Origin of the sequence: Micromonospora sp. CP22, assembly GCF_009712475.1 — a bacterium.
Taxonomy (GTDB): Bacteria; Actinomycetota; Actinomycetes; order Mycobacteriales; family Micromonosporaceae; genus Micromonospora.
Genome location: NZ_VCJO01000020.1, coordinates 1 through 23,849 on the forward strand (window position 1 = coordinate 1; position 23,849 = coordinate 23,849).

At 71.8% G+C, this 23,849-nt stretch carries 19 protein-coding genes; 10 read left to right on the forward strand and 9 right to left on the reverse strand.

The features are described from left to right. Positions 1–288: 288 nt before the first annotated feature. Entirely contained in the window at positions 289–2,772 is a 2,484-nt protein-coding gene (locus FF096_RS22830; RefSeq protein WP_155221618.1) for a DNA topoisomerase (ATP-hydrolyzing) subunit A, read from the reverse strand. A gap of 31 nt (positions 2,773–2,803) precedes the next feature. Next, complete coding sequence (locus FF096_RS27560) at positions 2,804–5,383, reverse strand: ATP-binding protein (RefSeq protein WP_375335377.1); 2,580 nt, start codon at positions 5,381–5,383, stop codon at positions 2,804–2,806. A 358-nt stretch (positions 5,384–5,741) separates the two neighbouring features. On the opposite strand from FF096_RS27560, the gene FF096_RS22840 reads away from it, so the two are divergent. Beyond that, positions 5,742–6,998 (forward strand): hypothetical protein, encoded by a 1,257-nt coding sequence (locus tag FF096_RS22840; protein WP_155221658.1) that lies wholly within the window; start codon positions 5,742–5,744, stop codon positions 6,996–6,998. A gap of 9 nt (positions 6,999–7,007) precedes the next feature. On the opposite strand, the gene FF096_RS22845 is transcribed toward FF096_RS22840, so the two are convergent. After that, positions 7,008–7,499: an Rrf2 family transcriptional regulator gene (locus FF096_RS22845; RefSeq protein WP_309223792.1), complete on the reverse strand. Its 492-nt coding sequence runs from the start codon at positions 7,497–7,499 to the stop codon at positions 7,008–7,010. Between the two features lie 179 nt (positions 7,500–7,678). Between FF096_RS22845 and FF096_RS22850 the strand changes: the two genes are divergently transcribed. The 6 genes from FF096_RS22850 (at position 7,679) to FF096_RS22875 (ending at position 13,406) form a co-directional block, all read left to right on the forward strand. Continuing rightward, positions 7,679–8,899 carry a globin domain-containing protein gene (locus FF096_RS22850; RefSeq protein ID WP_309223793.1) on the forward strand — a complete coding sequence of 407 codons (1,221 nt, stop codon included), beginning with the start codon at positions 7,679–7,681 and terminating at the stop codon, positions 8,897–8,899. Between the two features lie 108 nt (positions 8,900–9,007). Beyond that, on the forward strand, positions 9,008–9,853 hold the full coding sequence (locus FF096_RS22855) for an alpha/beta fold hydrolase (RefSeq protein WP_309223812.1): 846 nt from the start codon (positions 9,008–9,010) through the stop codon (positions 9,851–9,853). 159 nt (positions 9,854–10,012) lie between these two features. Continuing rightward, on the forward strand, positions 10,013–11,209 hold the full coding sequence (locus FF096_RS22860) for an NAD(P)/FAD-dependent oxidoreductase (protein WP_155221621.1): 1,197 nt from the start codon (positions 10,013–10,015) through the stop codon (positions 11,207–11,209). A 74-nt stretch (positions 11,210–11,283) separates the two neighbouring features. Beyond that, a complete protein-coding gene (locus FF096_RS22865; RefSeq protein ID WP_309223794.1) occupies positions 11,284–12,180 on the forward strand; it encodes an RNA polymerase sigma-70 factor in 897 nt (298 codons plus the stop codon). 114 nt (positions 12,181–12,294) lie between these two features. Further along, complete coding sequence (locus FF096_RS22870) at positions 12,295–12,933, forward strand: hypothetical protein (protein WP_155221622.1); 639 nt, start codon at positions 12,295–12,297, stop codon at positions 12,931–12,933. A gap of 86 nt (positions 12,934–13,019) precedes the next feature. Next, a complete protein-coding gene (locus tag FF096_RS22875; protein ID WP_155221623.1) occupies positions 13,020–13,406 on the forward strand; it encodes a hypothetical protein in 387 nt (128 codons plus the stop codon). Positions 13,407–13,422: 16 nt separating this feature from the next. Here the strand turns inward: FF096_RS22875 and FF096_RS22880 are convergent, their stop codons facing one another. Continuing rightward, positions 13,423–14,316, reverse strand: a complete 894-nt coding sequence (locus FF096_RS22880) for a DUF72 domain-containing protein (protein WP_155221624.1) — start codon at positions 14,314–14,316, stop codon at positions 13,423–13,425. 146 nt (positions 14,317–14,462) lie between these two features. On the opposite strand from FF096_RS22880, the gene FF096_RS22885 reads away from it, so the two are divergent. Both FF096_RS22885 and FF096_RS22890 read left to right on the forward strand, forming a co-directional pair. Beyond that, the gene (locus FF096_RS22885; protein ID WP_155221625.1) at positions 14,463–15,509 is read left to right on the forward strand and encodes an NAD(P)-dependent alcohol dehydrogenase; all 1,047 of its coding nucleotides are present in this window, start codon (positions 14,463–14,465) and stop codon (positions 15,507–15,509) included. A gap of 61 nt (positions 15,510–15,570) precedes the next feature. Continuing rightward, positions 15,571–16,086 carry a 2'-5' RNA ligase family protein gene (locus tag FF096_RS22890; RefSeq protein WP_309223795.1) on the forward strand — a complete coding sequence of 172 codons (516 nt, stop codon included), beginning with the start codon at positions 15,571–15,573 and terminating at the stop codon, positions 16,084–16,086. A 46-nt stretch (positions 16,087–16,132) separates the two neighbouring features. Here the strand turns inward: FF096_RS22890 and FF096_RS22895 are convergent, their stop codons facing one another. The 4 genes from FF096_RS22895 to FF096_RS22910 are packed head-to-tail and all read right to left on the reverse strand — an operon-like array spanning position 16,133 to position 21,036. Beyond that, entirely contained in the window at positions 16,133–17,044 is a 912-nt protein-coding gene (locus FF096_RS22895; RefSeq protein ID WP_155221626.1) for a siderophore-interacting protein, read from the reverse strand. Positions 17,045–17,073: 29 nt separating this feature from the next. After that, the gene (locus FF096_RS22900) at positions 17,074–19,170 is read right to left on the reverse strand and encodes an iron ABC transporter permease (protein WP_155221663.1); all 2,097 of its coding nucleotides are present in this window, start codon (positions 19,168–19,170) and stop codon (positions 17,074–17,076) included. A 5-nt stretch (positions 19,171–19,175) separates the two neighbouring features. Continuing rightward, positions 19,176–20,162, reverse strand: a complete 987-nt coding sequence (locus tag FF096_RS22905) for an ABC transporter substrate-binding protein (RefSeq protein WP_155221627.1) — start codon at positions 20,160–20,162, stop codon at positions 19,176–19,178. Between the two features lie 40 nt (positions 20,163–20,202). Continuing rightward, positions 20,203–21,036 (reverse strand): ABC transporter ATP-binding protein, encoded by an 834-nt coding sequence (locus FF096_RS22910; RefSeq protein ID WP_155221628.1) that lies wholly within the window; start codon positions 21,034–21,036, stop codon positions 20,203–20,205. Between the two features lie 289 nt (positions 21,037–21,325). Here FF096_RS22910 and FF096_RS22915 point away from each other — a divergent pair, with 289 nt between their 5' ends. Continuing rightward, positions 21,326–22,966 (forward strand): hypothetical protein, encoded by a 1,641-nt coding sequence (locus FF096_RS22915; protein ID WP_155221629.1) that lies wholly within the window; start codon positions 21,326–21,328, stop codon positions 22,964–22,966. Positions 22,967–23,137: 171 nt separating this feature from the next. On the opposite strand, the gene FF096_RS26820 is transcribed toward FF096_RS22915, so the two are convergent. Continuing rightward, positions 23,138–23,794, reverse strand: a complete 657-nt coding sequence (locus FF096_RS26820; RefSeq protein WP_230462870.1) for a hypothetical protein — start codon at positions 23,792–23,794, stop codon at positions 23,138–23,140. Positions 23,795–23,849 lie beyond the last annotated feature (55 nt).

Here is a 23,849-nt window from a genome sequence, read left to right on the forward strand (position 1 = left end):
AGGCGCCGCGTTCACCGTCACCAGGCCACCGGCCACCAGGACCACGGCAGCAGCCGCAGCCAACCCCGACCGCCAACGACGTCTGGATGGGGAGGTGGGACGAACCTCACCAATCATTGATCCACTCCTTCGACTAGGACCACGCGCGGCTGGAGAGGACACGCGTTGTCGCAGGCACCGACGTCGTGGATGGTGGTGTCGACACGTCGGGCCATCAGCGAGCAAGGCTCAACGTATCGTCGTAATACGTCACACGTCAATGACGGTTGTCGATGGAGTGTCTGCTGTCTACTCCCGGTCGATCTGGTGACCCACCACGGCCGGTCCGAGCATGACGGCGAAGCCGGAACCGTCCCGACGCGGATCGGCCGCCGGTAGCTCCACCGCCTCGCCGTTCGCCGTCGACCCCACCGGCCGGGGACCGACCCAACCGACCACCACGTCGGTCTCGCCCTTGAGGAACCGATGGGCACGCACCCCGCCGGTCGCCCGTCCCTTCGCCGGGTACGCCGACAGCGGCGTCACCTTGACCGTCGCGCCGGTCGACGTGACCACCATCGGCTCGCCGTGCTCCGGATCGTCGGTGCGGACCGCGCCGAAGAACACCACCCGCGCACCCGACGGCAGGGAGATCCCGGCCATCCCTCCGCCGCGCAGCCCCTGCGGCCGAATCGTCCCGGCGGGGAACCGCAGCAACGAGGCCGCACTGGTCAGGAAGGCGAGGGTCTCCGCACCGTCGACCAGCCAGGTCGCCCCGACCACCTCGTCACCGTCGCGCAGCCCGATCACCTCGAACTCGTCGGACCGCACCGGCCAGTCCGGGGCACACACCTTCACCACACCCTGCCGGGTGCCGAGCGCCAGCCCCGGCGACCCCTCGGCGGACGCCCCCAGCGGCGCCAGGCCGACCACGGTCTCCCCCGGATCCAGCGGCACCAACTCGGCGGCCGACATCCCACCGCGCAACGACACCGTGCCGGCCTGCTCCGGCAGCACCGGCAGCGGCAGCACGTCCACCTTGAACGCCCGACCGGCACTGGTCACCAGCAACACCCGGCCCCGGGCGGTGGAGTGAACCACGGCGCGTACCGCGTCGTGCTTGACCCGGCCGTGCCGGCGCCGCCCCTCGGCGGCCTCCTCCGACTCGGCCGCGGTGCGGGCCACCAGACCGGTGGCCGACAGGATCACCTGGCACGGATCGTCGGCCACCTCAAGCGGACCGGCCGGCGCGGACGCGGCCAGCACCTCCTTCAGATCACCGTCGATCAACGTCGTACGCCGAGGCACGGCGAACTGCTTGACCACGGCGGCCAACTCGTCCGAGACGACCTTCTTCAGCACGTTCTCGTCATCCAGGATGGTCGACAGCTCGGCGATCTCCCCACGGAGCTTCTGCTGCTCGGCCTCCAGCTCCAGCCGGTCGTACTTCGTCAACCGGCGCAGCGGAGTGTCCAGGATGTAGTTCGCCTGGATCTCGGAGAGCTTGAACTGGCGCATCAGGCCGCTCCGGGCGGCCTGGGCGTCCTCGCTGCCCCGGATCAGCTTCACCACCTTGTCGATGTCGAGCAGGGCGATCAGCAGACCGTCGACCAGGTGCAGCCGCTCCTCCCGCTTACGTCTGCGGTACGCGCTGCGCCGGGTCACCACCTCGTAGCGGTGGGCCAGGAACACCTCCAGCAGCTCCTTGAGCCCGAGGGTGCGCGGCTGCCCGTCGACCAGCACCAGGTTGTTGACGCCGAAGGACTGCTCCAGCGGGGTCAACCGGTAGAGGTCGGCGAGCAGGGCCTGCGGGTTCACGCCGACCTTGCACTCGATGACCAGCCGGGTGCCGCTCTCGCGGTCGGTCAGGTCCTTGACGTCGGAGATCCCGGTGAGCCGCTTGGTCTTGGTCACCTCGTTCGTGATCGCGGAGATGACCTTCTCCGCGCCGACGCCGTACGGCAGCTCGACCACCGTGATGGCCTGCCGTCCCCGGCTGCCCTCCAGCGGGCCGATCTCCACCTTGCCGCGCATCCGCACCACGCCACGGCCGGTCTCGTACGCCCGGCGCACCTCGTCGAGGCCGAGCAGCAGGCCGCCGGTGGGCAGGTCGGGACCGGGCACGAACTCCATCAGCTTGTCGAGGGTGGCGTTCGGGTGCCGGATCAGCCACCGGGCGGCCGACACGACCTCGCCGAGGTTGTGCGGGATCATGTTGGTCGCCATCCCGACCGCGATCCCGGAGGCGCCGTTGACCAGCAGGTTCGGGAAGGCCGCCGGCAGCACGGTGGGCTGGGTCAGCGAGCCGTCGTAGTTGGGCTCGACGTCGACGGTCTCCTCGCCCAACTCGCCGACGAGCAGCATCGCCTCCCGCGACATCCGAGCCTCGGTGTATCGCGCCGCTGCCGGTCCATCGTCTGGACTTCCAAAATTCCCATGCCCGTCGATGAGTGGGACGTTCAACGAGAAGTCCTGCGCCATCCGGACCATCGCGTCGTAGATCGCGCTGTCGCCGTGCGGGTGGTAGCGACCCATCACGTCGCCGACGACCCGGGCCGACTTGACGTACGCCCGGTCGGGCCGGAAACCGGCCTCGTGCATCGAGTAGAGGATGCGCCGATGCACCGGCTTGAGGCCGTCGCGCGCGTCGGGCAACGCCCGGGAATGGATGACCGAGAAGGCATACTCCAGGTAGGAGTCGGACACCTCGGTGGTCAGCGGGTTGTCGATGATCCGCGCGCCGGCCCGGTCGAACGCGGAATGGTCGACCTTCGTCTCCTTGCGGCGTGCCATGGCTCAGCTTTCCTTCCGAAAGGCCCGATGGTCAGGCGTCGATGGCGTCACGGTCGACCCGGTCGGCGGAGTCGATCAGCCACTTCCGGCGCGGCTCGACCTTCTCCCCCATCAACAGCTCGAGGATCCGCTCGGCGGCGTCGACGTCGTCCAGGGTGATCCGGCGTACCGCACGGGTGGCCGGGTTCATGGTGGTCTCCCACAGCTCCTCGGCGTCCATCTCACCGAGACCCTTGAACCGGGGCACCGGGGTGACGATCTGCTTGCCGGCCTTCTCCAACCGGCGCACCGTCGACTCCATCTCCGCCTGGGTGTAGGTGTAGACGGTCTCCGGGTTGCGCCCCTTGGTCGTGATCTTGTGCAGGGGCGGCATGGCGGCGTAGAGCCGACCGGCCTCGATCAACGGTCGCATGTAGCGGGCGAAGAGCGTGATCAGCAGCGTACGGATGTGCGCCCCGTCGACGTCGGCGTCGGCCATGATGAGCACCCGGCCGTAGCGCAGCGCCGACAGGTCGAAGGTGCGCCCGGAGCCGGCCCCGAGCACCTGCACGATCGCCGCGCACTCGGCGTTGTCGAGCACCTGCTGAAGGTTGGCCTTCTGCACGTTGAGGATCTTGCCGCGAATCGGAAGAAGCGCCTGATACTCGGAGGTACGGGCGACTCGGGCGCTGTTGTGCACGAAGACGCCGGCTTCCAATGCGAAGTTGTGGTAGCCCTCGACCGTCAGGTCATAGACGTCTGCCGTCTCGTCGAGCGGCTCGACGGAAGCCACCTGGTGATTAACCAGAGCAGCAGCCTCCCGAAGCCGGGCGTAGTCGCCGTCATAGAGCTTCTGCCCGGCGGTCTCGCTGGACAGGCTGCGGTAGAGCGGCATGAGGGAATCACCGGGCATGAGGGCGTCAGCCCGACGGTAGGAGCCGTCACGTAGCCGGAAGAGGTGGTCCGGGGTGCATCTGACCGACTCGCCGTTGTCCAGAGTCACCCGCACCAGCGGCGCATTCCGCTTGGTCAGCCGCGGCTCGACAAGTGGCGCGACAACGACCCCGCCAGCCTTGTTGGTCGTGTAGCCAAAGTGGGTGACGCCCTGCTGCCAGTCATCGGCGAGTTCCGCGAATGATCGGCTCCCGCCCGAAGCGAGCGCGACCTTCGTGTCGCCCGTAAAGCATCCCAGGGCGCTGTCGCCCTCGACGATGAACAGCTCGCTGCGGTCCACTCCGGTGGCGCGGCAGTCGACGAGCTTGGCGGGCATGGCCGCGCCTTCGAGGGCGGTCTTGCGGCGGGCCGCGTCCTTCTGCTGCTTCTGGGTCAGGCGTACGCGGGACGCGTCGACGATCTTCTGGAGGACGGTGCGGGCCTCGGTGCGCGTCTTCCGGTCGTCGAGCCAGGACTTGACGTGCTGCTCCACCAGCCCCTGCACGACCTTGGTGATGCCGGCGGTGGAGAGTTCGTCCTTGGTCTGCGAGGTGAACTGCGGCTCGGGCACCCGGACGTGCACCACCGCCGTCATGCCCTCCAGGACGTCGTCCAGCGTGGGCGCCTCCTCCTTGGCCTTGAGCAGGCCACGGGCGTTGCGGACGGCGTCGGCGAGGGTCCGCGCGAGGGCCCGCTCGAACCCCTTGCGGTGGGTGCCGCCGTGGGCGTTGCGGATGGTGTTGGTGAAGCACTCCACGGTGCGTTCGTAGCCGGTGCCCCAGCGGAAGGCGATCTCGACCTCGGCGCGGCGCTGCACGTTGGACTGCATGACACCGTTGGCGTCGGCGGCGTTCTCGCGGTACGTCCCCTCACCGGTGACCAGGAGAGTGCCGGAGACGGGCCGGTCGCCGGCCGGGGCGAGGAACTCCACCATGTCGGTGAGCCCGTTGGGGTAGTGGAAGCGCTCCTCGGTGGGCTCCTGCGCGGTGTGATCGCGCAACGTGTAGCTGACGCCGGGGACCAGGAAGGCGGTGTGACGCAGCTTGGCCCGTACCGCGTGGTGGTCGAGCGCGGCCCCGGTCTCGAAGTAGCGGGGGTCGTGCCAGTAGCGGATGGAGGTGCCGGTGCGCTGGCCGCGCTTCATGGCGCGGACGACCTGGAGCCCGGGGCCGGGGGTGAACGGCGCGTCCGGACCGTCGCCGTCGAAGACGCCGGGCACGCCGTGCTGGAACGACATGGCGTGCACCTTGCCGCCCCGGCGCACGGTGACGTCGAAGCGGCGGGACAGGGCGTTGACCGCGGAGGCGCCGACGCCGTGCAGGCCACCCGAGGTCTTGTAGCCGGAGCCGCCGAACTTGCCTCCGGCGTGCAGACGGGTGAGCACCAGCTCGACTCCGGAGATGCCGGAACGCGCGTGCACGTCGGTGGGGATGCCTCGGCCGTCGTCGTCGACCTGCACCGACCCGTCGGCGTGCAGGATCACCTCGATGGTGGTGGCGTGGCCGGCGACACCCTCGTCGGTGGAGTTGTCGAGGATCTCGTTGACGAGGTGGCCCACGCCACGGCTGTCGGTGGAGCCGATGTACATGCCGGGCCGCTTGCGGACAGCGTCCAGCCCCTCAAGGTGGGTGAGGTCGTCGGCCCCGTACAGGGTGTCAGGCTCTGCGGTCAACTGGTCGTACTCCCCGGTCTTGGCGATGTGCTCCCCGCGCCGGCCGCCAGCTCGACGACGGCACCGTGGGCGGTCACCCGGCGCAGGCACGGCCGCAGCGAGCGTAGCCGTACGTCCCGACAACCTGTGCAGGACACCCGCCGGCACGCCGTGCGCTGCCACTGGCGGGCCTTGCTGCGGGTCAACGTCCCGGTCGCCGACCTTATGCCCTGGTGGTCGGAGCCGGGATGCCCGGCCGGTCGGAGCCGGGCCGACGGCGGAGCGTCTCCTGACCCTGCAGGCCCACCTCACACATGTTTCCCACTGTTGACGTGCGTCACACGTGCGTGATGTCATCACCGCACCAGAGGATCTTTCATATTTCCATGAACGGATGGGGATGCCCATGTCCGCGTTGCGTCGTACCGCCGCCGCGATGGCCCTGGCCGTCGCGGCGACGACTCTCACCACCGCCGTCGCGGCCCCCGCCGCCTCGGCCGCAGCACCCACCGCAGCCGTGGCCCTCGGCGACAGCTTCATCAGCGGCGAGGGCGCCGGCGCCTACCAGCCGGTGGTCGACGCGACCGGCGTCGCGCGCGGTTTCCCGGGCTGGACGGCGCCCAACAGCGACGCCTTCTTCTGCCACCGCTCGGCCAACGCCTCGCTGCACAAGGCGACGCTGCCCGGCATCCAGGACCGGTTCAACCTGGCCTGCTCCGGTGGTCAGCCGCGCGATGTCGCCGCCGCCTCGTCGGCCCGACCGAACGGCCGCCAGGTCGCCTCCCAGCTCGACCAGCTCCGCGCGGTCGCCCAGACTCACGACATCGACCTGGTGCTGGTCGGGCTCGGCTCGAACAACAGCTCGTTCACCTTCGGCGGGGTCGCCGAGAAGTGCGCCAACCGGTTCATCGCCGACGCCTGGACCGGCTGGTGGGAGTTCTGGGCGTACCTGAACGGGCCGGTGGAGCAGAAGCCGTGCACCGACGCCGACCTGGCCACGGCGGCCCAGGTCAGCGCCGCGACCGCGGAGACCACCGCGGCCGTACGCCAGATCCTGACCACCCTGCGGGAGGTGGACGCCGACGGTCAGCACCGGGTGGTGTTGCAGGACTACACCAACCCGCTGCCGCTGGACCTGGCCCCGACCTACCACTCCGAGGACAGCCGGGACGACACCCGGGACAAGTTCCGCGCGCTGGGTGCCGAGCGGTACGCCGCCGGTTGCCCGATCCACCGGGCGAGCCTGGCTCCCGGTCACCGGTTCTCGCAGAGCCTCGGCAGCATCGTCCGCTCCGTCCGGGACACCCTGGCTGCCGAGTTCCCCAACGCCGACCTGGTCTACCTCAACGTGCAGCGGGCCTTCGACGGCGCGCGACTCTGCGAGAACGCGAACAGCCCGACCGGCACGCTGGCCACCCCGATCCGGCTGATGGACAACCCGCCGAACGGCAACTTCGTGACCAGCCTCTCCGGCAAGGACAAGATCGCTATTCAGCGGATCGCGAACACCTGCGTGAGCTACTTCCAGACCTGCCAGGAGTCGTGGCACCCGAACGCCGCCGGGCACCAGGTGCTGGGCCAGTGCCTCTCCGGCGCGGCCAGCACCACGGCCCGTTCGGTCGCCTGCGTACGTTCCTCGAACGGCGCGATCAGCGTCTCCTGACCGGCTCGGTCAGCTGTTCCCACCGGCTCGGACGCCGCTCGGACCTCGACTGGTCCGGGCGGCGTCCGTCGTTGTCGACGCGGGACCGAGGGCGAGCAGCACCGGCCCGACCGGCCCGTCGACCAACTGGCCGAGGCTCACCCCGTCGAGGACGGCGAGGAACGCCTCCTGCGCCCGCCGCAGTTCCCCGCGCAGCCGGCAGGCCGCTCGCAGCGAACAGGCCGACGCGTCGCAGTCGACCACCTCGCCCTCGCCCTCGAACGCCCGGACCACCTGCCCGACGGTGTACGCCGGGGCCTCCTCGGCGAGGGCCACCCCGCCGGAGCGGCCCCGGATGGTCACCAGTACGCCGAGGCGCTGGAGCCGCTGCACCACCTTCGCCACGTGGTTGCGCGGCAGCGTCAGGCGGTCGGCCAGCTCGTCCACCGTCGTCCGACGGCCGGTGGCCGCGACGTGCATGGCGATCCGCAGCGCCATGTCGGTGGACCGATTGAGCTTCACGTTTCGACCCTAGTGCGGGGCAGCCGGTCCGGTGCCGTACGGACCGGTGCGCCCGGCTGGCCGCGATGTCCGGTGTGACCTGTACGACCGGCCATCCGGGACCTTCGACCCTAAAACCGGTATCTGTGATTCCTGTTTTGTGGAGGTGCCCGAGCGGTCGAACCAGAAGGAGAACAATCGTGCTCACGCAGCCCTCAGCAGTGGTGGTGACGGCGACCCTGCCCGCCGTGCGGGCGCACGGCGAGGCCATCACGCGACGGTTCTACCAGCGGATGTTCGAGGCCCATCCGGAACTGCTCGACCTGTTCAACCGGGGCAACCAGGCCAACGGCGCACAGCAGGCGGCGCTGGCCGCCGCCGTGGTCGCGTACGCCGAGCACCTGACCGGCGCCAGCACGGTGCCCTGGGGACCGGTGCTGGACCGCATCGCCCACAAGCACGCGTCGCTGGGCATCACGCCGGCCCAGTACACCATCGTGGGCCGCCACCTGCTCGCCGCCGTCGGTGAGGTGCTCGGCGAGGCGGTGACGCCACCGGTCGCCGCCGCCTGGGACGAGGTCTACTGGCTGCTCGCCTGCGAGTTGGTGGCCCGGGAGGCCCGGCTGTACGCCGCCGCCGGGCTGGCGGAGGGCGAGTCGGTGTGGCGGTCGTGGCGGGTGACGGAGCGTCGGCAGGAGACCAGCGAGGTGGTGTCGTTCACCCTCGCGCCCGCCGACGGCACCCCGGCGCCCACCTTCGTGCCCGGCCAGTACACCTCGGTCGCCGTGGACCTCGACGGCGGTCGCGGCCAGCAGATCCGGCAGTACAGCCTGACCGGCCGTCCCGGCGCGGCCGACTGGCGGATCGCCGTCAAGCGGGTACGCGGCGTCGACGGGGCCCCCGACGGTCTGGTCTCCACCTTCCTGCACGAGCGGGTGGCCGTCGGTGACACGCTGCGGCTCAGCCCACCCTTCGGCGAGGTCAGCGCGGTCGCCGGAGACGGCCCGCTGGTGCTGGTGAGCGCCGGTATCGGACTGACTCCGGCGATGGCCGCGTTGGAGCACCTGGCGGTGGCCGCGCCCCGCCGGCCGGTGGTGCTGGTGCACGCCGACCGGGCGGGCGCGACCCACGCCCTGCGCGGTGACCTGCCGCGCCTGCACGCCGCGCTGCCGAACCTGCACACCCGGCTGTGGTACGAGGACCCCACCGACGCCACGCCGCCCGTGCAGACCGCCACGGTGAGCGGCGGTCTGGTCGATCCCGAGTTGATCCCGCTCTCCCCCGACGCTCACGTGCACCTGTGCGGACCGCTGCCGTTCATGAACGCGGTCCGGGGTGGCCTGCTGCGTCGCGGCGTACCGGTGGAGCGGATCGCCTACGAGGTGTTCGGTCCCGGCATGTTGCGCGGCGAGCCGGCCTGATCGCGCACCGCCCCGGCGGCCAGCCGCGCCCGTGTCACGGGTCGGCCCGCCGGGGGCGGCCCCCCGGCGCTACCTACCGCTCGGTAACATGGTCGGGTGACCGCGCCGGTGCAGTACCAGCAGGAATTCGTCCAGGTCGACGACGCCCGTCTCGGCGTCCAGGTCTACCCGGAACCCGACGGCGTCACCGACGCCCCGATGGTGCTGATCACGCCCGCGATGGGCGTACCGGCCCGCTACTACCGCCCGTTCGCCGCCGCGCTGCGCGACGCCGGGCTCGCCGTGGTCGTGACGGACCTGCGGGGCACCGGTCTCAGCACCCCCCGACCGAGCCGGAACTGCCGGTACGGCTACGCCGAACTGGCCGCCGACATCGGGGCGGTACGCACGGCACTCAAGCCACGACTGGACGGTCGACGCACCGTGGTGCTGGGACACTCCCTCGGCGGGCAGGCCGCCGTGCTGCACCTCGCCCTGCACGGCGAGCACGAGGTGGACGGGTTGGCCCTGATCGCGGTCGGCATCCCCTACTGGCGCGACTTCACCGGCCTCCGGCGCTACGGGGTGCTGCCGTACACCCAGGGCATCGCCGCCACGACCCGGCTGCTCGGGGTCTGGCCCGGGTGGGGCTTCGGTGGCCGACAGGCGCGCGGGGTGATCCGCGACTGGGCGCACACCGCCCGCACCGGCCGCTTCCCCGAGGTGGACGGCGTGGACACCGAGGCGGCGGTAGGACGCATCCGCACACCGGTGCTGGCGATCAGCGTCGACGGCGACCAGTACACCCCGCACCCGACGCTGGACCGTCTCTGCGCGAAGCTGACCTCGGCACCCGTCGAGCGGGAGCGGTACGCCGCGCCAGGCACGAACGTGGACCACTTCACCTGGGTACGCGCCGCCGGGCCGCTGGCCGCCCGGGTGGCCGACTTCGTCACCACCCTGCCCGTACGCTGACCCGCCGAGGCGGACGGTCGGTCCGGACGGCGTCGGCGGGCCCGGAGCGCACAACACCACCAGTGCGGCCGACCGGCGCAACGTGACCTGCGTCACGACGCATCACAAACGGGGTCTCCACGGTGTCTTGATGCCGAACGCCGACAGGAGGAGACACCCATGACCCAGCACACGAATGTGGTCGTCATCGGCGGCGGGTACGCCGGTGTCCTGGCCGCCAATCGCCTGACCCGGCGCGCCGACGTGCGGGTGACGTTGGTCAACCCGCGTCAACGCTTCGTGGAGCGGCTGCGCCTGCACCAGGTGGCCGCCGGCTCCGGCACGGGGACCGTCGACTACCAGGACATCCTGGCCGACCGCGTCCGGCTCGTCGTCGACGCCGCGACCCACATCGACGCGAAGGGGCGGCGCGTCACGACCGCCTCCGGCATGACCGTCGACTACGACTATCTGATCTACGCGGTGGGCAGCGGCAGCGCAGACCCCGGGGTGCCCGGCGCTGCGGAACACGCGTACTCGGTCGCCACGCTGGAGGATGCGGAGCGGCTGAGTACGGTCATCGCCGCCGCGCCGAGGGCCTTGGTGACGGTGGTCGGCGCGGGCGCGACCGGCATCGAGGTCGCCGCCGAGCTGGCGGAGGCGGGCCGCACGGTGACCCTGGTCTGCGGCGGTGTACTCGGGCCGTACCTGCAAGCCCGGGGCCGCCGGTCGGTCGCCAGGCGACTGGCCGCACTCGGGGTGACCGTGCTCGACGGCCCCGGCACCCGGGTGACAGCGGTGACGTCCGACGCCGTGCGCCTCGACGACGGCCGCGAAGTCGCCAGCACGGTGACCGTCTGGGCCGCCGGATTCGGCGTGCCGGACCTGGCCGCGCGCAGCGGGCTGAGCACCGACGAGTCGGGGCGCCTGCTCACCGACGAGACGCTGACCAGCGTGGACGACGACCGCATCGTCGCGGCCGGAGACGCGGTGGCACCGTCGGGCCGGCCGTTGCGGATGAGCTGCCAGTCCGCCCGTCCGCTCGGCGCGCACGCCGCCGACACGGTGCTCCGTCGCATCGCCGGTGAGCAGCCCGAACCGATCAACATCGGGTTCTTCGGGCAGTGCATCGCGGTGGGCCGGCGGACCGCCACCGTGCAACTGGCCAACCGGGACGACACCACGAACCGGTTCTACCTCAGTGGCCGGGTCATCGGCACCATCAAGGAGCAGGCCATCAGGGCCATGCTCAGGGAACTGAAGCACGAGGCGCGTCGGCCCGGTTCGTTCAGCTGGCGGTTCACCGACGACAAGCGCCACCAGTTGCTGTGGGCCGGGCACGGCGAATCACCGGTCAACGCGGAGCGGACGGCCTGACCGACGGTCGACGGCACGGTCCGACGGACCGTGCCGTGACCGGATCGGAGCCCGCACGAGGAGAGGTCGAGACAGTGAGTGAGCCCGCCACCGACACGGCGACCACCGCCTTCGTCGCCCACCGCAACCTGCTGTTCACCGTGGCGTACGAGATGCTCGGGTCGGCTGCCGACGCCGAGGACGTCCTCCAGGAGACCTGGCTGCGCTGGGTCGACGTCGACCTGGCGCAGATCCGCGACCAACGCGCCTACCTGGTACGGATCACCACCCGGCAGGCGCTCAACCGGCTGCGCACGTTGCGCCGCCGCAAGGAGGCGTACGTGGGGTCGTGGCTACCCGAGCCGCTGCTCACCGCGCCGGACGTGGCCGAGGACGTCGAACTGGCCGAGAGCGTGTCGATGGCGCTGATGCTCGTCCTGGAGACGCTGTCGCCGACCGAGCGGGCGGTCTTCGTGCTGCGCGACGCCTTCGACATCAGCTACGACGAGATCGCTGCCGCGGTCGGCCGCAGCCCGGCGGCGGTGCGCCAGATCGCGCATCGGGCCCGCCAGCACGTCAGCGCCCGTCGCCCTCGTGAGGCGGTCTCCCCGGACGAGACCCGGGCGGCGCTGGAGTCGTTCCAGCGTGCGGTCGAGACCGGCGACCTTCAGGCCCTGCTCGACGTGCTCGCCCCCGAGGTCGTCCTGATCGCCGACGGTGGCGGCCAGCGGCAGGCGGTGCTGCGTCCGATCGTCGGCGCCGACAAGGTGGCCCGCGTCTTCTTCGGTGGTCTGCGCAAGGTGCCGGGCCGGATGACCGTGTCCCCCACCCTGCTCAACGGCAGCCCGGCCCTGGCCGTGTACCTCGATGGCGACCTCGACGGCGTGTTGGCGGTCCAGGTCGGCACGGCGGGCATCGGCAACATCTACTACGTCCGCAACCCGGAGAAGCTGACCGGGGTCAGGTCGGAGATCCGGCTCACCCGACGCTGACACCCCCGAACGTGGCAGGCCCCGCCGACCGTGGCGGGCCTGCCACCGAAGGCGGCGATTAGCCCGACCGCAGGTGGGTAAGCCGCTGCGCCCGACACGGTGGAAGGGGACCAGATGTCTGACAGCCACACCGCCCTACGCTCGATGCACGACCTGGGCCTAGCGGCCTGGTTCGGCGGCTCCCTGATGGGTGCCTTCGGCGTCAACGGCGCCGCGGCCCGGATCAGCGACTCGACCCAACGGCTGCCGGTGGCGGCGACCGGCTGGAACCGCTGGACGCCGGTCAACGCGGCGGCCATCGGTGCCCATCTCGCCGGTGCGGTCGGCGAACTGGTGACGGAGAGCCCGCGCATGGCGGCACAGGCCGGGGTCGGCCGAGCCAGCACGATCAAGACGGCGTTGACCCTCAGCGCGCTGGCGGTGACCGGGTACAGCCGGATGCTCGGCAAGCGACTCGCCAGGGCCGGTCAGCCGTCGGTCGAGGGCGTCACCGAACCCAACCAGCAGACCCCGGCGAACGTGGCCTCCTGCCAGCGCCAACTGAAGATGCTGCAATGGACGATCCCGGCGCTGACCGGCGCCCTGATCGTGGTCACCGCCTACATGGGTGAGCAGCAGAAGCCCGGGCAGGTCCTGCGCGGCGTGATCGGCCGGGTCGGTGGTCTGGGGCACGCCACGAAGATGATGGGCAAGGGCACCGGTGGGATGGCGGCGGCCAAGGCGATCCGGCAGATGGCGATGTCCGATCGCTGACGGCGGCGTACACCCGCCGACATGCCCATGTGCCGGCATCGGTCTCGGGGTGGACCGACGCCCGGGCACCGACCAGCGAGGTGGCCATGAGCGACCGGGACAGGCAGGACCGGGGCCCCGAGGGTGTCGCGCCCTGGGGTACCACGGGTGGCTTCGACACGGACCCTCCGTGGGGTGCCGGCGGGGATTCGCCGATGGACGAGGGCAGCGAGGAGGCCGCGGTGCCCGAGGGGCGGCGCGGGGAACGGCGCGCGGCCGCCCCGCTCACTGGTGACCGGACTGACCGGCCCGCCGGGCGGCACGGGTTCGGCTCGGTCGAGCCGACCCGTACGCCGGTGGCCGGACCCGGCGCACCGCCGGACCCGGCACCGTCGCGGCGCAGCTTCCCCGACGACGAGGCCGGTGGGGATCTGCCGGACAACGCGCTGGAGGAGGCGACCGGCATGCGCCCGGAGGGCACCGTGCGCGGCTGACCGCGGCACCGTCCGATCAGGACGGTACGGTCCGCCGGCCGACGACCTCGACGAGACCGGCCAGCCGCTGCGCGTCGCGTTGCGCCTGACCGGCGCAGCAGTTGTTGAACAGCACGTGCAGCTCGTCGGCCTGCCCGGCGAGGTCGACCAGCAGGTCGGACCAGCGGCGTAGTTCCTCGTCGCCGTAGGCGTACCGGAACCGGTCCTCCTTGTCGCCGTCGGCCCAGGTGCTGCTGTGACCATGGAACCGGATCATCGCCAGGTCGGCGGTGGCCACCGGGATCGGCGGGACCGAGTCCGGATGCCCCTGCGGCATGTCCACGCAGCAGAAGGTCAGCCCCTGGTCGCGGAGGAAGGCCAGGGTCTCCAACGCCGCCGTATCCGCGAACCAGGAGGCGTGCCGCAGCTCGACGGCGACCCGCCACGGTCGGCACCGGGTCGCCAGCTCCGCGATCCGACGGCGGGCCGCCTCACCCCGGGCCAGCCACGGCGGAAACTGCAACAGCACGGCACCGAGCCGGTCCGCCGCCGCGATCGGGCCCAGCGCCGCCCGGAACCGACTCCACAGCTCGTCGTACGCGGCCGTCGGCAGGTCACGCCGCCGGATGCGGGCCGGTCCGCCGGTCGGACGCAGGTCGGCGGGCAGGGTGGCCACCGGGGTCGGATGGCCGGTGAAGAGGCTGAACGCCTTGACGTTGAAGGTGAACCCGTCGGGGGTGGCGTAGACCCAGCCCTGCGCGGTCTCCGGCGCGGGCACCGCGTAGTACGACGTGTCCACCTCGACCAGGTCGAAGCGGTCGGCGTAGTAGCCCAGTCGGTCGGCCGGGTTGTTCACCTGGCGCGGGTACCAGCCGGAACGCACCAGCGTCCGGTCCGCCCACGAGGACGTGCCCACCTTGATGACACCCATGTCATTCAGTGGACCGCCGAACGGGCCGGTCGGCAACCGCTGGGGCGGTGGGCCCGCAGGCGGCCAGGTCGGGCGGCGACGGTGGTTTGGGACGCTTCCCGACGGGGAGCCCTCCGGGCAGGGGTCACCGACGACGGGAGACAGGGATGCGCGCACTACGGCTGCCCGCCTGGAAGTCAACGCCGGAGCTGGTCGAGGTCGACGAGCCGGAGCCCGGTCCGGGACAGGTGGTGGTGCGGATCGGTGCGGCCGGCGCCTGCCACTCCGACCTGCACCTGATGCACGACTTCGAGGCCGGTGAGCTGCCCTGGAACCCGCCGTTCACGCTCGGCCACGAGAACGCGGGTTGGGTGCACCGGCTCGGCTCCGGGGTGACCGGGCTGGAGGTCGGCCAGCCGGTGGTGGTCTACGGCCCCTGGGGCTGCGGTTCCTGCGTCCGCTGCCGCGTCGGCGTCGACAACTACTGTGAGAACCCGGCCGCCGCGCCGGTACCGTCCGGCGGCGGTGGCCTCGGCTTGGACGGCGGCATGGCCGAGTACGAGTTGGTGCCCGATGCCCGGCACGTGCTGCCCCTGCCCGAAGGGCTCGACCCGGTCGACGCCGCGCCACTGACCGACGCGGGTCTCACCCCGTACCACGCGATCCGGCGCTCCTGGCGGAAGCTGCCACCGGGCAGCACCGCGGTGGTGATCGGTGTCGGCGGGCTCGGGCATATCGGCGTACAGATCATCAAGGCCACCACCGCCGCCCGGGTCATCGCGGTGGACACCCGCGACGACGCGTTGCGGCTCGCCGAGGAGTGCGGCGCGGACCTGACGCTGCGCTCCGGCGAGAACACCGCCGCGGAGATCCGGGCGGCCACCGCCGGACGGGGCGCCGACGTCGTGCTCGACTTCGTCGGCGCGGACCCCACGCTGAAGTTGGGCATCGCCGCCGCCCGGACGTTGGGCGATCTGACCATCGTCGGGCTCGGCAACGGCTCCCTGCCGGTCGGCTTCTTCACCGTGCCCTACGAGGTGAGCATCCAGACCACCTACTGGGGCAGCCGTCCCGAACTACAGGAGGTGCTCGACCTGGGTGCGCGTGGTCTGGTGCGGGCCAAGACCACCAGGTTCAGCCTGGACGACGCGATGAGCGCGTACCGGATGATGCAGGACGGCAGTCTGGAGGGTCGGGCCGTCATCGTGCCGTGAGCCGCCCTCCGGACCGCACCGCCACTGCGTCGACGGTCCGACACCACCCTAGAGTGATCATGTGGTCGCCGCACTGGAGTTGTATCTGGACACCGTCGCCACTCGTCGGATCCGGGTGCTGTGGGACGCCCTGGAGGCCGAGGGGGTGCAGAGCATGCGCTCCCTACTGGAGCAACGGCACCGGCCGCACGTCTCGCTCGCGGTCGCGCCCCGGTTCGACCCGGAGCAGGTCACGGCGGCGTTGGCCGGCACCACGGTGGCGGCACCGCTGCGGTTGTCGTTCCAGCACGCCGGGCAGTTCGTCGGCCGGGTGCTCTGGTTGGGCCCGGTACCCACCCCGGAGCTGCTGGAGCACCATCGGCGGGTGCACGACCTACTCGTGGCGGGCGGAGTGACCCTGGTGGAGCACTACCGGCCGGGCCGTTGGGTGCCGCACTGCACGTTGTCCATGCGGGTGCCGAACGCGCTGATGTCCGCCGCCGTACGCCGATGTCTGGAGATGTTGCCGTTGGAGGCGACGGTGGTCTCCGCCGCCCTCACCGATCATGCCCGCGGCATCTCCCACCCCCTGCCCTGACCCGCGCGGGTCGGGAACGGACGTGCCGGACGGCGGGGTCGGCGGCTCAGGAGGGGTCGGCGCGGCCCTGACGCCAGTAGCCCATGAAGGCCACCGCGCGCCGGTCCAGGCCGCGTTCGGTGACCAGGTGTCGGCGAAGGGTACGGATGACCCCGGCCTCCCCCGCCAGCCAGGCGTAGAGCGGGGCGGTGGGCGGCACGTCGGGCACCTCCCAGAGGATCTCGTGGTCCACGTCGACCTCGTCGACCGGCTGCGGCACACCTCCGTGGGTCGGCGCACCGGCGAGCAGGTCGTCGGCGGCCTCGGCGACGGCGGCGACGAGGCGACTGCCGTGCTCCCCCGCACCCCGGGGCAGCCAGGTCACCTCGACACCGGGTGGGGTGACCATCGGCAGCACGTCGTCGGCCTCGGGTACCTCCAGCAGCACCCGGCCGCACGCGTCCAGCGGTAGCCGCTCGCAGATGCCGCTGATCGCCGGTACCGCCGTCTCGTCACCGGCCAGCAGCAGGCATCCGGTCGACGGGGGCCGGAACTCGACCCCGCCGTGGTCACCGCCGTACGCCGAGTCCGGGCCGACGATGGCGATCTCGTCGCCGGGGCGGACCCGCCGGGCCCACCGGGTCGCCGGACCGCCGTCGCCGTGCAGCACCAGGTCGACGTCGACCTCACCGAGGTACGGCCGGACCGCGCGCACCGTGTACGTGCGGATCGGGTTGCGTTCGTGGTCCGGCAGGGTCCGCCACCGCGCGTACCAGTCCGGTCCCTGCGGCAGCTGCACACCGACCTGGCCGGGCAGCGGCAATGCCAGCTTGATCCGCTGGTCGTAGCCGTTGTCGGCGAAACGGTCCAGATCCGGGCCGGTGAAGGTGACCCGGACGAAGGACGGGCTGAGTCGACGGACCGCGCCGACCTCGACGGCGAACAACCGCCAGGGCGCGACAGGCAGGGTTTGGGTCATGATGCCTCTCTCCGTGTCGGGTCGATGCGTCAGCGGGGTGGGGCGGCGGCGCGGGAACGCCACAGCAGCCAGACGAAGTAGGGAGTGCCGATCATCGCGGTGACCAGCCCGGCGGGGATCTGGGCCGGAGCGATCACGCTGCGGCCGAGGGTGTCGGCGAGACTGACCAGGGCGGCGCCGAGCAGGGCGGCGACCGGGAGCACCCGGGTGTGTCGGCCGCCGACGAGGGCTCGGGCCGCGTGCGGAGCGACCAGGCCGACGAAGCCGATCACGCCGACGGCGGAGACCGCCGTCGAGGTGAGCAGGGCCGCCGCGCCCAGCGCGATCAGTCGGGTCCGTTCCAGCCGGACGCCGAGCACGCGTGGGGTGTCGTCGTCGAGGGTCATCAGGTCCAGTTCCCGGCGGGCGGCGACGACCACCGGAGTGAGCACCAGCAGGGCTATCGCCACCGGCAACACCTGGGTCGCGGTTCGCCCGTAGGTGGAGCCGGAGAGCCAGGTGAGGGCCTTGCCGGTGTTCCACGGATCGAAGGCGACGATCATGAAAGTGATCATGGCCATGCCGCCCTGCCAGGCGCCGAACCCGATCAGGACCAGCCGGTCGGAGCTGAGGCCGCCACGCCAAGCCGCCCCGTACACCAGGGCGAAGGCCAGCATGGCACCGAGCCCGGCGACCCCGGAGACGGCCCAGACGCCGGCCAGCGGCACGAAGGTGAGCAGCGAGACCGCGCCCAACCCGGCACCGGCGGTGATGCCGAGGATCCCCGGCTCGGCCAACGGGTTGCGGCAGACCGCCTGCACGGTGGTGCCGGCGACCGCCAGGGCCGCGCCGGCCAGCAGCGCGGCGGCGACGCGCGGCCACCGCTGGTCCAGCACGAAGGTGTACGCCGGCCCGGTGCTGCCGTTGACCCAGTTGACGATGTCGCCGAGCAGCAGCCAGGTGTCCCCGGCGAGCATGCCGAGCAGGACCGCCCCGGCGGTCACCGTGGCGGCGACGATCACCACGGTGCGGTGGAACGCCGCGGAACGCACGGCCGCGTGGCCGCCGGGCGGACGGCGGGTGGGGCCGGCGTCGCGGTGTCGGCGGGCCAGCCAGATCAGGATCCCGGCGCCGAGCAGGGTGGTCACCACACCGGTGGGGATGTCCACACCGGCCTGGCCACCCATGATCGCCCGCAGCAGCACGTCGGAGCCGAGGACGATGACGACGCCCGCCATACCGGACAGCGGCAGCAGGATCCGGTGCCGGTGGACGCCGGGCACCAGCGGACCGAGCAGCCGGACGATCACCGGTGCGCAGAGGCCGACGAAGCCGACCGGGCCGGTGAGGGTGACCGCTGCGGCGGAGAGCACCACGGCCAGCACGGTGACGATCAGCCGGGTCCGGCGTACGTCGATGCCGAGCACGGTGGCGGTGTCGTCGCCGAGGGCGAGGATGTCGAGGCGGTGACCGAGCAGCATCAACGCCACGCCGGAGGCGACGATCACCGGGGCGAGTTGGGTGAGCGCGTCGAGGTCACTCTGTACCAGGGAGCCGTTGCCCCAGGCGAACAGGCCGATGGTGGCCTGCTCGAACAGCAGGAGCAGCAGCATGGTCACCGAGCTGAGCGCCAACGCGGTGGCCGAGCCGGCGAGGATCAGCCGGGTGGTGCCGGCCTGACCGCCGGACGACATCGCCATCACCAGCCCGGCGGCGGCGAGCCCTCCGCAGAAGGCCAGGCCACCGGCGGGCAACGCGGGCAACGCGATGCCGAACGCGGCGACCGAGACGATGGCCAGGTGGGCACCGGCGTTGACGGCGAGGGTGTCCGGGGAGGCCAGCGGGTTGCGGGCGATCGACTGAAGCGCCGCACCGGCGAAACCGAGGGCGACGCCGATGGTCAGCCCGGCGAGCAGCCGAGGCAGCCGGGAGGCGACGAGCACCCGGGCGGTCTCCTCGTCCCCACCGGTGAGCAGGCGGAGCAGGTCGAGCGCACCCACGGCGGAGGTGCCCTGGGTGAGGTGCACCGCCACGACCACCAGCAGCAGCGCGGTGGCGCCGACGAAGATCCCGACCAGGCGGGGAGTCGAGGGGCGCGGGTCCGGAGCCGGCTGGACAGCCGGCTCCGGACGCGAGGGCGCGGACAGGGTGGTCACACCGCGTAGGTGTTGACGAACTGGTCGATGTACTGCTTACCGGAGAGCGGCCCGCCGAAGGTCCAGATTCCGTCGGGCATCCGGTGCAGGTTGCCCTGCTTGACGAAGGGCAGCGACTTCCAGATGGCGTTGCTGTTCAGGCCGTCGGCGAAGACGTCCGCGCCGTCCGAGGCGTTGTAGAAGAAGTGCAGGTCGGGGTCGGTCAGACCGGTCAGACCCTCGACGTCGGTCTGGCCCAGGCCCCAGGCCGGGTCGGTCTCGCCCTTCCAGGCGTTGGTGAGCCCCAACTGGATGCCGATCTGGGAGACCAGGGCGCCCTCACCGAACATCCGGATGCTGACCGTGCTGCCTTCCTTCCAGCCGTCGGCGATGGCGAACGGCTTGCCGGCGGCACCGGCGTCGGCGATCTTCTTCTTGCCGTCGGCGATCGCCGCGTCGAAGTCGGCGAGCAGCTTCTCCGCCTCGGCGGTCTTGCCGACCGCGGCGGCGATCATGTTGAGGTCCGACCGCATCCGACCGAGGTTGTCCGAGGCGTCACTGCCCTTGGTGACGACGACCGGAACGTACTTCTCCAACTGGCTGATCACGTTGGCGCCGCGGTCGTCCTCCATCACCACGAGGTCGGGTTCCAGCGCCACGATGGAGTCGACGCTCGGCTCACCGCGCGTGCCCACGTCCTTGACGCCCTCGTCGAGCTTGGCGGCGCTCACCCACGTCGCGTACCCCTTAGGGTCGGCCACCCCGACCGGCATGACGCCGAGGCTGACCAGCATCTCGACCTCGCCCCACTCAAGGCCGACGACCTTGGTCGCGGGGGCGTCGAGCTTGATCTCCTTGCCCCGGCTGTCGACGACGGTGACCGGGCCGCCGGCGGCGGGAGCGGAACCGGTGGCCTCGGGCTCGTTGGTGTTTTCGGTGGTGCCGCAGGCGGCCAGCACCATGGTGGCGGCAGCCAGCAGGGCGGTAACACGGGTACGGGACATGATGTTCTTTCTCGGGTGGTGAGTCGTGACCGGTCTGGGCTCAGACCGGGATTCGGGCCAGGTGGCGGCCCACGGGGCGGGTCGTCACCAGCCCGCTGAGCGGGTCGGCGCTGACCTCGATGCGGATGCCGTAGGTCTCGGTCAGGTCGTGTTCGGTGAAGACCTCGGCGGGAGTGCCGGTGGCGCGGACCCGTCCGCCGTGCAGCAGGACCACCTCGTCGGCCACCGCGGCGGCCTGGTTGAGGTCGTGCAGCACGACGCCGACCGCGACGCCGTGGTCGTCGGCGAGGTCACGCATCAGGTCGAGGATGCCGATCTGATACCGCAGGTCGAGGAAGGTGGTGGGCTCGTCGAGCAGCAGCACCGGGGTGTCCTGGGCCAGGCAGGTGGCCAGCCAGACCCGTTGAAGTTCGCCACCGGAGAGTTCGTCCACCGGCCGGTCGGCCATCGCGCTGACGCCGGTGACCTCCATCGCGCGGGCGATGGCGGCCGGGCCGTCCGGGTCGTCCGCGCGCCACCGGCCCCGGTAGGGGTGGCGGCCGTAGCCGACGACGTCGCGCACGGTGACGCCGTTGGGGATGGGCCGGCTCTGGGCGAGCAGGGTGACCCGGCGGGCGTACTCCTTGGCGGGCAGCCCCGAGGCGGCGATGCCGTCGGCGAAGAGGACGCTGCCGCTGGCGAGCGGGTGCAGCCGGGCCAACGCCCGCAGCAGGGTCGACTTGCCGCTGCCGTTGGGACCGACGAGAGCGGTAACCGCGCCGGGGCGCAGGGTGATCGCTGCGCCGTGCACCACAGTCGTGCCGTGGTAGCCCAGGCACAGGTCAACACCGCGTAGGCTCTGCTCAGCGTCGTTCAACGTCAGTACGCTCGACATGCGGTTAGGTTAACCTAACCTAAGTACCTGTCAAGACGCGGGTCGGCTTCACTTCGCCCACACGGCGCCGCCCGGTGAACAGGATTGATTCGTCGCGCTACGTACTTCCCCACTCACGGCGCGGATCCCCTTGCCCGATCGGACACGGGATGAGACGGGCCCACCGGCCCGGCGACGTGAAATCCGTACCAGGGTGGGAGGACAGGGCAGCCGGAGCAGCGGTAACGTTGCGCGTCATCCGCCGCCGGCCTACCGGCGTGGCATTTACCGATCCACCGGAGGATGGGGCATGTCCATCGGCGAGGAGCCGTTCGCAGTCCGCGACGACCTGGCCTCGCGGCCGAACTTCGAGGTCACCCTACGTGGGTTCGAGAAACGACAGGTCGAGCGTTACGTCGAACAGGTCGAAGGCCGGATCGCCGCGCTGTCGGCGGAACGGGACCGGGCGGCGGCACACGTACGGGAGCTGACCGGGAAACTCCAGGCGGTCCAGAGCGAGATCGCCGAGCTGCGACAGCGACCGGCGCAAGTGGACAAGGCCAGCTTCCAGGATGTGGGCCCGATGGTCGGCCAGATTCTTGACCTGGCCGAGAAGCAGGCTGCGGCGATCATCGACACACACACGCAGCGGGCCACGAAACTCCAGGCGGAGGCGGAGAAGACGCTCGCCAACGCGCGGGAGCGCACCGTCAAGGCGCTGGCCGACCTCGAAGAGGAACTGGCCGCCCGGCGGGCCGAGCACGAGAAGAAGTACGAGGAGCTGCGCGCGGCGGCCGACGCGGAGCTGGCCGAGGCCCGGGAACGGGCCGACAAGCTGCGCGCCGACGGGGAGGCCGCACACGAGCGCGCCCAACAGGAGGCGCAGCGGATCGGCGAACAGTGCCGACAGCAGATCGAACAGGCCCGCTCGGCGGCCGAGGCGTTGACCAGTTCGGCGCGTACCCAGATCCACCAGGAGATCCAGGCCACCCGGTCGAAGAGCCAGCAGGAGCTGGCGCAGTGGCGGGCCACGGCCGAGGAGGAGATGGCCGAGCGACGGGCCGCCGCCGAGGAGGACCTGGCCGAGCAGCGCGCCGCCGTCGAGCGGGAGCTGGCCGCCCAGCGGGCCGCCGCCGAACAGCGGGTCAGCTCGATGATCGCCGACGCCCAGCAGTACTCAGCGGAGATCCGCAAGCGCGCCGACGAGCAGGCGGCCGAGGTCCGCAGGCTCAGCGACGAGCAGGCCGCGGCAGCCGAGGAGCAGCTGCACGCCGTCCAGTTGGAGGTCGGTGAGCAACGTCAGGCACTGGCCCAGTTGCACGAGCAGCTGGACGAGGCCGAGCAGCAGCTCGACGAGGCCCGCCAGACCAAGGACGCCACCGAGGCCGACCTGACCCGGCTGCGGCAGTTGCTGGAGGAGACCAGCCGGGAACTGGTGGCGGAGAGCCAGCGACTGGACGAGGTGCGCCGGGCGGCCGAGGCCGCCGAGCGGCACGCCAAGGAGACCCGGGCCCGGGTGCAGCGCGAGGCGAAGCGGGTCGCCGACCTGGCCGCCGCGGCCGTCATGGCCGCCGCAGCCGGTGGTGGCGAGACCGCGGAGTACCCGATGGTGTCTGGCCGCGCCGGCCACGGCGGTGACGACCCGGCCTCGACCGTCGATGGGCAGGCCGAGAACGCGGACGCCGACCGGGGCGGGTCGGACCGCAACGGTGCAGTTGGCCAGTCGGGCCAGCCTCGGCCCGGCTCGAGCGAACTCGGTGCCGGTCTGGAGCACGGTTCACGCCCGCTGATGGATCCGGTGGCCCGCGCGGCGGCGGCGGTGGCGGCCGGGGGGCCGGGCGGCATCAACTGGTTCGCCGGCCAGCCGGCCGACCAGCAGTCCGACCAGGACGACGCGGCGGCAGCAGCCGGGAACGACACCGACCGGGCACCCGAGCCGGCGGCCAACTGATCGGGCCCTGTCTGACCAGGCCCACCCGGGCCGGTGCACCGGCCCACCCGCGCGGGCTGGTGCACCGGCCCACCCGGGCGGGTGCACCAGCCCGCCGGAGCGAGCCGAGGCACCCGGTCCGACCGCACGTGCCGGGCCCGCCGCCGGTTCAACACCGGCGGGCGGGCCCGCTCAGAAGGGCCGCCGTGGCAGCCATCCGAGGAAGCGGTTGCGCGCGCGGGCCAGCGGCAGGCCGGGTAGGTCCCGGGCTGCGGCGAGCAGACACGAGCCCAGGTAGACCGCGAGCGCGGCGCGGGCTCCGCCGAACTCCGCGAGCAGTTGGCTCTGCTTGACCGCGCAGGGCCATTCCTGCCCGCAGCCGGTGCACGTCCAACTCGGCGGTGCGGGTAGGTGCTCCGGTGGCTTGGTGGAGCGGTAACGAATGGCGGCACTGTTGCGCCTGCCGACCCGAGGGGCGGCCCGAGGCGGGTCGCCCGGCGCGGCGGACCGGTGGGCGAACAGCTCCCGGCGGGCCAACCCGAGCGCCCCGCCCACCCGGACCAGGGCGTCCGGTCCGGGACGGTACCCGACCAGCGCACCCAGCACGTGGTGCCCCAACAGGTCGAAGGCGTCGGGCCCCAGGGCCAGGTCGCGACAGAGCGTGATCAGTCGCCTCGGTGCGGCCACCCGCTGGGCCACCAACGCACAGCGCAGCACGTCCCGCAGGCTGCCGCCCAGGGCGGACATGCGGGATCCCACGAAGCTGGTCAGGAGTGTCTCCCCGGCGATCCGCCGGAGCGCCTCAGCCGTCGCCAGTCGGACGATGTCAGTCGGATCCTTGGTCTCCAACACCCCATCCCTTCATCCGTTAGTCGATCAGCTACCTCTCGCTCGACACCCTTCG

What these genes read in the sequence shown, in the direction of transcription:
- FF096_RS22830 (WP_155221618.1), bottom strand. Translation starts at nt 2,772, where the DNA reads ATGGCACGCCGCAAGGAGACGAAGGTCGACCATTCCGCGTTCGACCGG.
- FF096_RS22840 (WP_155221658.1), top strand. Translation starts at nt 5,742, where the DNA reads ATGTCCGCGTTGCGTCGTACCGCCGCCGCGATGGCCCTGGCCGTCGCG.
- FF096_RS22860 (WP_155221621.1), top strand. Translation starts at nt 10,013, where the DNA reads ATGACCCAGCACACGAATGTGGTCGTCATCGGCGGCGGGTACGCCGGT.
- FF096_RS22870 (WP_155221622.1), top strand. Translation starts at nt 12,295, where the DNA reads ATGTCTGACAGCCACACCGCCCTACGCTCGATGCACGACCTGGGCCTA.
- FF096_RS22875 (WP_155221623.1), top strand. Translation starts at nt 13,020, where the DNA reads ATGAGCGACCGGGACAGGCAGGACCGGGGCCCCGAGGGTGTCGCGCCC.
- FF096_RS22880 (WP_155221624.1), bottom strand. Translation starts at nt 14,316, where the DNA reads ATGGGTGTCATCAAGGTGGGCACGTCCTCGTGGGCGGACCGGACGCTG.
- FF096_RS22885 (WP_155221625.1), top strand. Translation starts at nt 14,463, where the DNA reads ATGCGCGCACTACGGCTGCCCGCCTGGAAGTCAACGCCGGAGCTGGTC.
- FF096_RS22895 (WP_155221626.1), bottom strand. Translation starts at nt 17,044, where the DNA reads ATGACCCAAACCCTGCCTGTCGCGCCCTGGCGGTTGTTCGCCGTCGAG.
- FF096_RS22905 (WP_155221627.1), bottom strand. Translation starts at nt 20,162, where the DNA reads ATGTCCCGTACCCGTGTTACCGCCCTGCTGGCTGCCGCCACCATGGTG.
- FF096_RS22910 (WP_155221628.1), bottom strand. Translation starts at nt 21,036, where the DNA reads ATGTCGAGCGTACTGACGTTGAACGACGCTGAGCAGAGCCTACGCGGT.
- FF096_RS22915 (WP_155221629.1), top strand. Translation starts at nt 21,326, where the DNA reads ATGTCCATCGGCGAGGAGCCGTTCGCAGTCCGCGACGACCTGGCCTCG.